The 13,759-nt window shown below is 34.0% G+C and carries 9 protein-coding genes; 6 read left to right on the top strand and 3 right to left on the bottom strand.

Going from position 1 to position 13,759, the window contains the following annotated elements; all coding sequences use genetic code 11:
- The first annotated feature begins 25 nt into the window (after nt 1–25).
- The 6 genes from B2X73_RS13705 to B2X73_RS13680 all read left to right on the top strand — a co-directional run bounded on the left by B2X73_RS13705 (nt 26) and on the right by B2X73_RS13680 (nt 11,840).
- Nucleotides 26–235: a hypothetical protein gene (locus B2X73_RS13705; RefSeq protein ID WP_291096718.1), complete on the top strand. Its 210-nt coding sequence runs from the start codon at nt 26–28 to the stop codon at nt 233–235.
- A 104-nt stretch (nt 236–339) separates the two neighbouring features.
- The gene (locus tag B2X73_RS13700; protein WP_291096717.1) at nt 340–2,838 is read left to right on the top strand and encodes a type I restriction-modification system subunit M; all 2,499 of its coding nucleotides are present in this window, start codon (nt 340–342) and stop codon (nt 2,836–2,838) included.
- Entirely contained in the window at nt 2,832–4,079 is a 1,248-nt protein-coding gene (locus tag B2X73_RS13695; RefSeq protein WP_291096715.1) for a restriction endonuclease subunit S, read from the top strand. The genes B2X73_RS13700 and B2X73_RS13695 overlap by 7 nt, the downstream gene beginning before the upstream one ends.
- Before the next feature lie 46 nt (nt 4,080–4,125).
- Nucleotides 4,126–8,094, top strand: a complete 3,969-nt coding sequence (locus B2X73_RS13690; protein WP_291096713.1) for a sacsin N-terminal ATP-binding-like domain-containing protein — start codon at nt 4,126–4,128, stop codon at nt 8,092–8,094.
- A complete protein-coding gene (locus B2X73_RS13685; protein WP_291096711.1) occupies nt 8,094–11,144 on the top strand; it encodes a type I restriction endonuclease subunit R in 3,051 nt (1,016 codons plus the stop codon). Before B2X73_RS13690 ends, B2X73_RS13685 begins: the two co-directional genes overlap by 1 nt.
- Before the next feature lie 3 nt (nt 11,145–11,147).
- Nucleotides 11,148–11,840, top strand: a complete 693-nt coding sequence (locus B2X73_RS13680) for a M48 family metallopeptidase (protein ID WP_291096709.1) — start codon at nt 11,148–11,150, stop codon at nt 11,838–11,840.
- Between the two features lie 219 nt (nt 11,841–12,059).
- Here the strand turns inward: B2X73_RS13680 and B2X73_RS13675 are convergent, their stop codons facing one another.
- The 3 genes from B2X73_RS13675 to B2X73_RS13665 all read right to left on the bottom strand — a co-directional run.
- Nucleotides 12,060–12,509, bottom strand: a complete 450-nt coding sequence (locus B2X73_RS13675) for a hypothetical protein (protein WP_291096707.1) — start codon at nt 12,507–12,509, stop codon at nt 12,060–12,062.
- Between the two features lie 65 nt (nt 12,510–12,574).
- Nucleotides 12,575–13,033, bottom strand: coding sequence for a LexA family protein (locus tag B2X73_RS13670; protein ID WP_221854660.1), 459 nt, complete (start codon nt 13,031–13,033; stop codon nt 12,575–12,577).
- Nucleotides 13,034–13,759, bottom strand: a 726-nt coding sequence (locus B2X73_RS13665) for a DUF4113 domain-containing protein (RefSeq protein WP_291096704.1), incomplete at its 5' end; no start/stop codon positions are given.

Genomic DNA, 13,759 nt, shown 5'->3' with positions numbered 1-13,759 from the left:
TAATATAAATTAAAAACAAGAAAATATGCCTATAATTACAATTGAATTGTCTGATGAACAATTAAAAAGAGTGAAAGAAACCCTGAGTTATAATGGTAATTTAGATTTGAAAGAAGAAACTTTTAATGGAAGTTCTATTGAGTTGGATTTACTTCCATTTATACACATGATGACAGTAAAAGGGTATAAAGAAGAATATATTGGTGCTGTGTTCGTGGAGATTCCGAAGGAGTAGATTTTTAAAAATCAATAAATCTTATGAGGTTTCTATTTTTATGAGATTTGTTAGATGTTTATTGGTACTTTATTAGTAATTTACAGCAATTTTTTATAAAGATTATGGCAATTAAAAAATCCGAATTATATAGCTCCTTGTGGGCATCTTGCGACGAACTGCGTGGCGGTATGGACGCCTCTCAATACAAAGATTATGTACTCACGATGTTGTTTGTGAAATACATTTCAGACAAATACAAAAACGATCCCTTTGGTGCGATCACCGTTCCAGAAGGTGCTTCGTTTGATGATATGGTCGCTTTGATTGGTAATGCAGAGATTGGAGATAAGATCAACAAAAACATCTTAAACCCAATTAAAGAAGCCAATAAGTTGAACGAATTCCCTGATTTTAACGATGAAACCAAATTAGGTAAAGGAAAAGACTTGGTAGATACCATATCTAACTTGGTTCGTATCTTTAACGATGAAGCTTTGGACTTCTCGGCAAACTCTGCTGAAGGTGATGATATTTTGGGTGATGCCTACGAGTTTTTGATGCGCCACTTCGCTACCGAATCAGGTAAATCGAAAGGGCAATTCTATACCCCTGCGGAAGTTTCGCGTGTATTAGCAAAGGTAATTGGGATTAATCCCAACAATGCGACGAACCAAACGACGGCGTATGACCCAACCTGTGGATCGGGATCGCTACTCTTAAAAGTAGCCAATGAATCGGGTAAGGATATTACCCTTTACGGACAAGAGAAAGAAACGACTACGGCCAACTTGGCACGTATGAATATGATCTTGCACAATAGCCCTACGGCGGAGATTGTGGCAGATAATACTTTGACGCGACCTGCGTACAAGGAGGCGGATGGTAGCCTTAAACGATTTGACTATGTGGTAGCCAATCCTCCGTTTTCGTTGAAAAGCTGGAGCAATGGTGTGAATGTAGAGGCGGACGAGTTCAACCGTTTTGCTTTGGGTGTGCCACCTGAAAAAAATGGCGATTATGCCTTTTTATTGCACATCATACAATCCTTGAAATCGACAGGTAAAGCTGCGGTGGTATTGCCACACGGGGTTTTATTCCGTGGGAATGCCGAGGGCGAAATACGTAAAAACATCTTGAAGAAAGGCTATATCAAAGGGATTATTGGTTTACCTGCCAACTTGTTTTATGGTACGGGTATTCCGGCTTGTATTATTGTGTTGGATAAGGAACATGCCGAGCACCGCAAAGGCATCTTTATGATTGATGCGAGCAAGGGATTTGTGAAAGATGGCAACAAAAACCGTTTGCGTGAACAAGATATTCGTAAAATGACGGATGTATTTGCGGCAGAACAAGAGGTGCCGAAGTACAGCCGTATGGTCTCGATGACGGAAATAGCCGACCCGAAGAACGATTACAACCTGAACATTCCGCGCTATATCGATACGCAGGAAGCCGAAGATATACAAAACATAGAAGCACACCTGAAAGGGGGTATTCCGCAAGCGGATATTGATACTTTGGAAAATTACTGGAAGGTGTTCCCGCAAGTGAAGAACGACTTGTTTACCGCTGTGCGTGATGGTTTTTATGAACTTTCTGTTCCGACTACGGAATTGAAAACCACGATTTATGCGCATGCCGAATTTGTAGCCTTTAACGAACAAGTGAACGAAACCTTTGCGCAATGGTTGGCAACAGAAAAAGCCACTTGGCAAAACCTCGACCAAGGTGCTGATACCAAAGCCATCATAGCGCAAGCGAGCCAATCGGTTTTGGAAGCGTTTAAAGGTAACCCCTTATTAGAAGCCTACGATATGTACCAGCATCTGATGACCTATTGGAACGAAACGATGCAAGACGATGTGTACAGCATCCGTATGGACGGCTGGAAAGCGGGCAACGAGTACCAACGTTTGGTGATAAAAGGGAAAACCGATAAGAATGGCAAAACCAAAGGCGATAAAGAAGTGGCAGGTTTGGCAGGGATTGAAGGCCGAATGCTGTCGCCACAATTATTGATAGAAGTGTATTTCCAAGAGCTACAAGCGGCGATACGTGCCGAAGAAGCGAAGGTAGAAACGGCACAAGCGCGTATGACGGAGATCGAAGAAGAACAAAGCAGCGAAGACGGTTTGTTTGCCGATTTGGAAAAGATTAATGCGACCGAAGTAGGAAAACTTTTGAAACAATTACAACCTACCAAAAAGGCAAAAGCTGCTGCGAAACACGAATACGCAATGGTAGCAGAACCAGAAGCGGTTTATGAGACTAAAAGTAGTTTTGATGTATTAGAAGAATACGTAGACTTAGACATTTCCATTAAAAAAGCCAATGCCGCAATTAAAAAGCTAAATGCCGACTTAGAACAAGAAGTATTGGCAAAATACCCAGCCTTGAGCGAAGCCGAGATTAAAACCTTGGTATTGGAACACAAATGGCAAGCCTATTTGCAAAATGCCCTATCGCAAGAGCAAGAACGCATTAGCCAAAACCTAACCCAACGCATTAAAGAATTGGCGGAACGCTATGCGACGACTTTAGCCACCTTAGACACTGAAGTACAAGAAGCCGCAAGCAAAGTAAAGGCTCACCTTGAAAAAATGGGATGGGTATGGTAAAACAAGGCTACAAACAAACCGAAATTGGTGTGATTCCCGAGGATTGGGAGGTGATTAATCTTGAAAAGAATTTTACTTTAAAAGCCAGAATTGGTTGGCAAGGTTTAACCACTGCCGAATATTTGGAAAGTGGAGATTACTGTTTAATAACAGGAACTGATTTTAAGAATGGATATATCGATTGGGATAATTGTGTATACGTTGCTAAGGAAAGATTTGACCAAGATCGAAACATTCAAATTAAAGAAAACGATGTTTTAATTACCAAAGATGGAACAATAGGTAAAATTGCTTTTATTGATAAGATTAGTAATCCAACAACCTTAAATAGTGGTGTTTTTGTTGCAAGACCAAAGAATGCTTCAATTAATAATAGATTCTTCTATTATGTTCTGATGTCATTCTATTTTGATGATTTTTTAAGTAAGATTACAGCTGGTTCTACAATTACGCATTTATATCAGAAGGATTTTGTACACTTTAATTTTATTCTTCCCCCGTTAGCGGAGCAAGAAGCGATAGCTTCGGCTTTGTCGGATGCGGATGCGTGGATAGAGCGCTTAGAACAACTCATCGCCAAAAAACGCCTCATTAAACAAGGCGCTATGCAAACCTTGCTGACACCAAAAGATGATTGGGAAGTGAAGAAGTTGGGGGAGGTTTGTATTGATGGAGGTTTGATTAGAGGTCCATTTGGTGGAGCATTAAAAAAAGAATTTTTTGTCAAGTCTGGTTACAAAGTTTATGAACAGAAAAATGCTATATACAAATCAGTATTATTAGGTAACTATTATATAGATTATAATAAATTCAAGGAATTATCTCGTTTTGAAATTAGAGCAGATGATTTCATACTAAGCTGTTCTGGAACAATTGGGAAATTGTATAGAATTCCATCAGATTTCGAAAAAGGTATAATAAATCAAGCACTATTAATCATAAGATTAAATAAGGACGTAATTTCTCATTCTTATTTTAATCATATTTTTCAATTTGATACTATACAATCTAAGATAATAGATGATACTCAAGGAGGAGCAATGAAAAATTTAGTAGGAATGTCAGAATTTAGAAATACTGGAATTCCTTTACCCTCCCTTTTCGAGCAAGAGCGTATTGCTACGATATTATCGGATATGGATGCGGAGTTGGAGGCTTTGGAAACGCAATTGGGCAAAGCCCGCCAAATCAAACAAGGCATGATGCAGGAATTGTTGACGGGGAGAACGAGGTTGGTGTAAGAAATTTTTTTAGAACTGAATAAAAAAATAAAAATAGATTGAATCAATGTTAAAAGAAGTTTTAAGAAAACATTACGCAAATTATACGAATCAAAGTGTAGAAAATATAAAACGTGATGCCAAAGGCTTACTTCATATTATCTCAGATTATGAAGGTAGGGTGGTGTTTGAACTTTTGCAAAATGCTTTTGATAGAGCTGATAAAAACATTAGGATTTGCATAAAAAATGGATTGCTTTATGTGGCAAATGACGGCACTCCATTTACTTATGTATTAGATTTTGATTATGAAAATGGAGATAATACAATAAGAGGTGATTTTCAGTCAATTTGTTCTGTTTACACTTCCTCAAAAACAGTTTCTAGTGCTATTGGAAATAAGGGTATAGGCTTTAAATCTGTTTTTTCAATTGCAAAAAAGCAAAATCCTGAGGAGGTTTATCCAACAAGGAGTGTGGATATATTTACGAAAGGCCAATTTATAGATGCTGCAAGTAAAACATCGCAAATGGGTGCATTTCGACTGTACGAAATGATAAGACTAGCAGAGGTTTTGACTTCTATTTTCAATGACGCTGATCTTAAGATTCAACAAGAGAAAATTCGTAATGCGCAAAAGGAATATCCAGATACGGGTATTCCTGGATATTATTTTCCTATAGAAATTGATACACAAGAGGCAGTAGTTCAGGATTTGTTTGCTCAGGGGTATTGTACTGTTATTGCTATTGAATTAGAAGATAGTCAAATAATAGGAGAGTTAATCAAACAAAATTTAGTACAAAATGGCATTCATTTCGAGTTTATTCAGTTGAAACATCAAAATAAACCTTTCCAGGTAAGCATTGCACTTGATGAAGAACATTTAATGACAAAGGAGGTTAAATTAAATAATCCTAATTTGATTCATTGTACAATCAACGATGAGAAATTAATACAATTGGCTCAGAATGCTGGTATTGATGTAGAAACTATAAATATAGGATTATACCTTAGAGCTGATGATAAAGGTAAACTATACAATTATCTTCCTACAGACGTAGCTTCACCTTTTCCTTTTGTTGATTTTCACGCGGACTTCCGAACGACACTGAATCGTAAAAATATTAATTGGGATGGAGCTGTTGGCGAATACAATAAAGCTTTATTACAGGCTTGTATTGAATTGTTGTTTACATTATGGAAACCAGAAGATTTACAGTTAAATACAACATATATTAATGACAGTTTATTTAAACCGACATTTAATTATAGATATATTCTACCAAACTTTGATATAAATTCGAAGGAAGCAGCTTTAATGGTCGAGTTGTTTTCTATAAAAACAGAACGTTGGAATCTTGATTTTAGTAATTGGACAAATTGGCTGGCTTACAATTTTTCTTTGGTTAGTGTAAGCTATAAGTCTAAGGATTTTCAGATACTTTATAATTTTATAATCAAATGGTGTTCTACTTTGACGAATGATTACAATCTAAGTGTTTGGAGTAGAGTGGATGGGTATATGTCTGATTTAATTAATAGCTTTAGAAAGTATGATGTTACGATTTTGCCAAATCTAAAAATATCAGAATCGCGTGAAGTATTTGCTACAAAGGAGGTTATTGAAAGATCATCTTTTTTACCCGTATATTTCACAGATGTCGAATTTGGTAATGAAAAACTATCTAAGGCATTAGGTGTTAAGAGTTATAGTACAGATTTAAATGAAATACTAAAATATTTTAAACAATGTGATTATTCTAATGATAATCAACAAGGAACAGGTGGGTATTATTCGGAAATAGAACAAATAGAGCTACTTAATTTTGTATATGACATCTACAAAAGTAGACGAGATAGAGATGATAGTTATTTTGCACATCGCTACACTCATATATTTAGTGCTGATTTAAGAGAGCGAAACTCTGTAAGGAATCAAGCCAATTTTAACTTGTCTACTTTGTTTCTTAAAACTAAAGACGGTTTATTTCGTCCAGCTCAGTTGTGTTGTTTGTCAGATTTGGATGATGATTTTAGAGCGCAACTAAAATTTAATGATGGGTTTTTATGTTATTTAGGGGTTAGTTCACAAGCTAAGCATTTGGTGTATGATGAACGTATTTATAACAAGTACAACGAAGGTCTCAAAAACATACCTGAGTTATTAAATGAAAGAGAACCAATTAATAGCAATTTTGTATTGTATTGTCGTATTTCTAAAGATGAGAAAGTAGTCCATCCAGCATTGATTAATGATAATTATGTAGATCTGTTTCCTATAATAAAATTACATCACCTAAAGGTGATAAAGCCAACAGCAACTATGTTATTGGTTAAAAATTACGAACAGTTTTCTACAGAATATTTTAATATTTTAAAAGATTATTTGGTTCCCTATTTACAACAACCTAGCTTTTATTCGATTATAAGGAATTTCTTTGCATATACATTTAGTCTTTTCCATAGAAATAATCACTGGATTATATTTAATGGAGTTCATTTAGAGGTAGTTACTCATATTGATTTTGTTGTATTAAAAACCAAAACTGATTTAGATCAAGCATTTGAACAAAGAAAAAGTAATTTTTTAATCTATGAATCTGATAAAGGCCTTTTTGATGTTCAAGTATTAGAGAATAAAGTAATTTCTTTTGATGAGGAGATTTCATTTAATGAAACCAATGTAAAAGAAATAACAAATGATATCTTCTATTTATTTAAAGATAAATTGGTTTATATTTTATACCATATATCCCATGATACACAATCTGAACGTGATTTTATCGTAAATGATTCGGATATTCTTAATAGAATAGCACAAACAAAAATACTCGTTGTTGAAAATTTTGCAGTTAGAAGAACCTCTGAGTTTTTATCGTATAATTATCCTGAAAATTATCGTATTGATAATAAGAAAATATATTTAGCAGATGAGACACCCAAAGTAATTTGTAAGGCAATTTCTGAATGGTTATTTTCTACTAATCGTTTTGCAGAGAAGATAGAGGTGATTTTATTTAACCGAACATCCGATGATTTAGTAAAAGAATGTGATAGTGCAGAGTTGAAAATTCTGAATCAAAAGTATAATTGGTTCTATAAAGAACAGGAAGACAAATTTATTAGTCTAATAAAGGCGGAGTTTCCAGAAGTGGATATATCTGAAGATCATTGGAATTTTGAAACAAGCAACTCGATGCAAGCGTTAAAAAATGTAGGAAAATTTGATTCCTTTCGTTCTTTTTTTGCAGAATTAAAGTACTCTGAAGATTTTAAAGATTATGATTTTGGTTTGGATATTATCTATTCTTCCAATGAAATAGAAGACTTGAAAGTAGAGATAAGCCAACAGCCTATCAAGAATGAAGAATTAGATTTTTTGTATCATAAGTTATCGAAGAATTTAGAATCTAAGAATATAGTTTTTAGTTCTCAATCAGATAATATCATTAAATCATCCAACAGGAGCATAAAAAAGAAGGTAATTAAGAATATAGCATTTGACAGCTCATCAAGTGAGGAACTTGAAACAATTGGATCTAATGGAGAACACGAAGTATTGAATTATTTCGTAAATAAGTATTATCAACTTGACACAGGAGATAGAAAGGTAGTTCTAAACAGTATTTTTGAATTAATCAAAGGTGTTGTGGATGACATAAAATATTTTGAAGAGTTGAAGGATGAATTACTGATAAATTTATCTAGCAATGATACATTAAAAACATTGATACCCTATTTGTATATTACAAATAAGTACAAATACTCTTATTTTGATTTAGTTGGATTCGAAGGGGTAGATGCTTGTTTTGTAGAAGTTAAAACGACAAGTAGCAACAGGCGTGATTTTTATATTTCCCAAGCTGAAATAGATTGTGCATTAAAAAATGAAAATTATCAAATTGTAAGAGTAAATAGTGAGGAAATCATATTTTTAGGTAATCCTATTGAGAAATTTAAAGATCAATTGAATGGATTTCAGAACAGTCAATATAAATTAACATTTACTAAGTATAAAATTGAAATTATATAATGATTAACCCAATCGAGCGCATTACCCAAAACCGTATCATACAATTGTTTCAAGAACAGTTGGGATATACCTATTATGGTAATTGGGAAAAACGTGAACACAATAGCAATGTAGAGCAAGAGATTTTAAAAAAGAATCTTTTGAAACGCGGTTATTCGGAAGCCTTAGCCAATAAGGCGGTGAAAGAGGTCTTTGATGCGGCAAATACCAATGCGGGTTCTTTGTACGATCGTAATAAGGCGATGTATTCTTTACTGCGTTATGGCGTAAAGGCTCGTCCCGAATTAGGAGAAAATTTTGAAACCATCTTTCCAATAGATTGGAAGAATTGGAATCAAAACGAGTTCGGCATAGCAGAGGAAGTTACATTAGCCAAAGGACAAAATGTTCGCCGCCCAGATATTGTATTGTATGTCAATGGGATTGCGTTGGGTGTTTTGGAATTAAAACGTGGTACAACAGATATTGCAGAAAGTGTTCGTCAGTCGATTTCTAACCAAAAAGAGAAATTTAACGATTGGTTTTACAGTAGTGTTCAATTTTTATTTGCAGGGAACAATACCCAAGGGTTGAAGTATGGCACGATCGAAACGCCTGATAAGTATTATTTGTCTTGGAAGGAAGATGAACAAGAAAATGACGATTATAAACTAGATAAATACTTAAAGAAATTGTGCTTTAAAGAACGTTTCTTGGATATTATCTACAATGGTGTTGTCTTTGATGCGGGGGTGAAAAAGTTACCTAGACCACATCAATATTTTGCGTTGAAAGAGGCACAACTTTTTGTGAATCGTAGAGAAGGTGGTATTATTTGGCATACGCAAGGTTCGGGTAAATCCTTGATGATGGTGATGTTGGGGAAATGGATTTTGGAGAATGTTGCTAATTCTCGTATTGTAATATTGACTGATAGAACAGAGCTTGACGATCAGATAGAGCGTGTATTTAATGATGTGGGTGAATCTGATATTGCCAAAACAAAGTCGGGTAAGGAATTAATGCATTTCCTGACATCGCCACGCCCTCGCTTGGTATGTTCGTTGATTCATAAATTCGGTAATAAAACGGAAACCGATTTTGATGCATTCGTCAAAGAACTGCAAGACAATCCGGTAAAGACACAAGGCGAGATATTTGTATTCATCGATGAGTGTCACCGTACACAGAGTGGTAAACTGAACCAAGTGATGAAAGCCGTCTTGCAAAATGCGGTGTTCATTGGTTTTACGGGCACACCTTTATTAAAAGAAGATAAAAAAACAACGATGGATGTATTTGGAAGATATATTCACACCTATAAATTTAACGAAGCGGTTGAAGATGGCGTAGTCAAGGATTTGATGTATGAGGGTAGAAGTATTGAACAAAATTTGACTTCACAGACTCGCGTAGATCAATGGTTTGAATCCAAAACAGCTGCATTAAATGATTTCCAAAAAAACGAGCTGAAGAAGAAGTGGGGAACGATGCAGAATGTATTGAGTTCTAAGAGTAGAATGGAGAAAATAGTTTCGGATATTTTATTGGATTTTGCTACAAAGCCACGTCTGAAATCTGAAAGGGGTAACGCAATTTTGGTTGCTTCGAGCATTTACGAAGCATGTAAATATTACAATTTGTTCTTGCAAACCGAATTGAAAAATAAATGTGCGATTATTACATCGTACAATCCCAATATGCGCGATGTTTCTACAGAAGATACGGGCGCAGATACTGAAACGGATAAGGAATATATTTTTAATACGTATACCGAGTTGTTGAAAGAAGTTCAGTCCAGTGGTAATAAATCGAAAACCGAAACTTACGAATCCGATAGTAAAGAGCGTTTTAGAAAGGAACCTGCCAAAATGAAATTACTCATCGTTGTTTCTAAATTATTAACAGGCTTTGATGCGCCTCCTTGTTCGTATATCTACATCGACAAAAAGATGCAAGATCATACGTTGTTTCAGGCAATTTGTAGGGTAAATCGCTTAGATACCGATGATAAAGATTATGGGTATATTGTTGATTATATGGAATTATTTGGCAATGTAACCGATGCGATTAATGTGTACACTTCTGAGTTAGATAGTGAAGGCTTTACAAGCGATCAAGTTCAAGTGACGATGAAAGATCGTTTGAAAATAGCCATAGATCGTCTAATGACCGCAGTAGAAACGGTGGAAGCGATTTGCGAACCAGTAGCCTTACCAAAAGCAGATTTGGATTACATTCATTATTTTTGCGGTAACACCGAAAATCCTGAGGATTTAAAAGCCAATGAATACAAACGTATGGCCTTATATAAAGCCATTGTGGAATATATCAGAGCTTACTCCAACATAAAAGCAGACTTCGTTAATACGGAATTTAATGAGCTAGAAATAAAGCGCTTCCACCAAAAAATGGATGACTATCTAAATCTAAGAGAAGTAATTCGTATTGCTTCAAATGAGATGATTGATCTAAAGTCTTACGAAGCAGATATGCGCTTTTTGATCGATACGTATATCAAAGCCGAAGAATCCGAAAAAGTTTCACCTTTTGATGATATTTCGCTATTAGATTTAATGGAAACCAATATGGGAGAAGCAATTGAATCTTTACCAAAAGGAATTAAAGGAAATAAAGAAGCTGTAGCAGAAACTATTGAAAATAACGTAAGAAGTAAAATTGTAGAAGAACATTTGTTGGACCCAAAATACTTTGATCAGATGTCTGTTTTATTACAAGAATTAATCGAACGTCGGAAACAAGAAACCATTTCGTATCAAGAGTATTTAGTCAAAATGGCTGAGCTGATTCGTCAAGTTAATCAGGGTAAAAAAGATGATATTCCTGCATCATTAAATACTAAAGGTAAAGTGGCATTATACCATACGTTAGGTGATGAGAATTTAGCTTTATTATGTGAAGAAACTATTCAGTATGCTAAACAAGAGGGTTTTAGAGAGAATATGCAAAAACAAAATGTTATAAAAGGAGCTATTTATAAAATTGTAAATGACCTAGTAAAAGTAGATGAAGTTTACAAAATTATCGAAGCCCACAAAGACGAATATTAACAAATGACGGAACGTATAAAGATAGGTGAGATTGCGATTGAGGTCACGTTCAAGGATATTAAGAACTTGCATCTGAGCGTGCATCCACCTTATGGGCATGTAACCATATCTTCTCCTTTGTTTTATGATTTGGAAAAAGTGAAGATTTATGCTGCCACAAAGTTGGCTTGGATTAAAAAAGAGCAGCGTAAATTTTTAGAACAAAAACGAGAAGAACCGAGAGTATATAAAAATCAGGAAAGTCATTTTTTCTTTGGAGATCGTTATTTATTAAAATTAGAAGAATGCAATAGAAATAAAGTTGAAATCGCAGGAAAAAAACTGATTCTTAAATCTTCGGATTTGAACAATGTAATGCAACTTCAAGCCAATCTTTATGCTTTTTATCGAAAAGAATTAAGAAAATATTTACAAGATAGAATTGTTTATTTTTCAGCATTGATGAATATAAATCCCCCTTCTTTCAAAATTAGGATAATGAAAACGAAATGGGGGAGTTGCGCAACAGATCAGCAACGCATATGGTTTAATATCGAATTGGCTAAAAAACCTTTAGACTGTATTGATTATATCGTGGTGCATGAGTTGGTGCATCTTTTAGAACGGCATCATAACAAGCGATTTATATTCTTAATGGATCAATATTACCCATCATGGCGCACACAAAAACAAATTTTGAATGAATTGCCTTTATAGGTTTTATTCTTTAAATTTAGTATGTTATAGTTTGAATTTTAGATTGATTAGCGATTATTAAAGAAAAAAGTATATTTATCAAAACTTAAATTTATGTGTCAAGTTTATTCTGATGTCACGTTTTGTACCTGTTCAGATTTTGATTCAAATACCATTGAAAAACTAGATCATCATTGGATTTTATCGTTACAATGAATTTTTAGAAGTTGATTTATTAGTTTAAAAATTATACTTTTCTTCTCCAGGAATAATTTTGATTTTATTTCCGATTGAAGTTTTCCAATAATGAGTTGATGAATAAAAATCTGAAAAAGCATATGGTAACTCATCTTTTTTTACTTTTTCAAGTACATTTTTAAACCATTCAACATATTGATTATTTTCGCTTTTAGCATTTTTTAGAAATTCTTTTTCTTCTGAAATAAATAATCTCGTTAATTCATCAAGATCTATTTCTTTAAGATTAACATCATAAAATTCTTGAATCCAATTTGTTATATTAAGATTGTTTCTTTTTCCATTCACATCAACTAGAAATATACATCTCCAATACATTCCTGACGATGACAATGAGGGTATAACTCTCAAATTATTGTAACCTTTTTCATGTAAATTTCTAGCCAGATAAAGTATTTTATGCATATTTATAATATAAAAATTTGTTTCCATTATTTTGAGATTTTATTAAAGTTGGATAAAATGTAATAAATTATAAATAAAACATTAGAAATGATTTATTTTCTCTTATGCCTCACCAAATCAGTTACAACTCCCAAAATAATGACAACATCTTCATCTTGTAATTGAATACAATTTTTGTATTTCGGATTAAGAGAAATCAATTGTTTGTTGATGGCATCATAACGTTTGAAAGTATATTCGGAATTGTTGACCGATACCACAATATCATCATGATGTCTGGGTTCGATATCAGATCGAATGATAAGTAAATCACCTTTCAGATATTCAGGATACATACTTTCGCCACCCACACGATTAAGATAAGTTGCTTCGGGATGATTCAGTAAAATTTCATCTAAACTAATATTATTTTGTACAAAATCAGCAGCAGGAGAGGGGAAACCTGCTGAAACATCACCAAAAAATTGAACAAATCGTTTTTCACCATCTGTTTTGATAGGGATATTGATTAACTCTTCTGAGAATTTCGGAACTTGAATAAACTGTACCATTTAATAAACATTTAAAATATCAGTAAATCTTGTTGTGTAGCAAGGTGACAAACGTTCTTGCTTCATTTTCCATTTTCTACGCACATCTTGCGATGCTAATTTTAGCATATGATCGCCATAATTTGCATTTAATTGATCCATCACACTCATCAACGCTTTATGTTTTGGAGATTCTGTATGAAATAAATTCATCTGTGCTTGATTATCGGGCGTAATAGCGGAAACGATAACGCCAGCTTTTTTATAATCAGGAACTTTGCCTTCAGCAGGAACCAATTTATCCAATAAAAATAAAGCTGTTTTTGACAAAACGATACTCGAATTCGAATCAAAATCTAAGGTTGTACTTAATGAGTTTGAAACAAATGATTGCTTTTCATCAAAACGATTGGTCATCACAAAAACAGTAATAATGTTGCATTTTGATTGTTCTTTTCTAAGCTTTTCTGCACAAGAAACAGCAAATGTAGAAACACGCTCTTTCAGATTTTCATAATCATTGATTGTTTTCTCAAAACTTCGAGTGGTCGCAATTGATTTTTTGCGTTGAACTTCATCTAATTTTAAAACGCTTTCGCCTAATAATTCCTTTTTCAAACGCAATTCTACGATGGAGAAATTTCGTTTAATGTATTCATCACTCAATAATGTAAAATCATAGGCATTTTTACAACCAATAAAAGCTAAACGTTTAGCTAAACGTCGCCCAATTCCCCAGATATCCTC

It is taken from the genome of Empedobacter sp. UBA7252, assembly GCF_002472765.1.
Taxonomy (GTDB): domain Bacteria; phylum Bacteroidota; class Bacteroidia; order Flavobacteriales; family Weeksellaceae; genus Empedobacter; species Empedobacter falsenii_B.
Note: the sequence above shows the minus strand (reverse complement) of the source record. Positions and strands in the feature narration are given on the sequence as shown.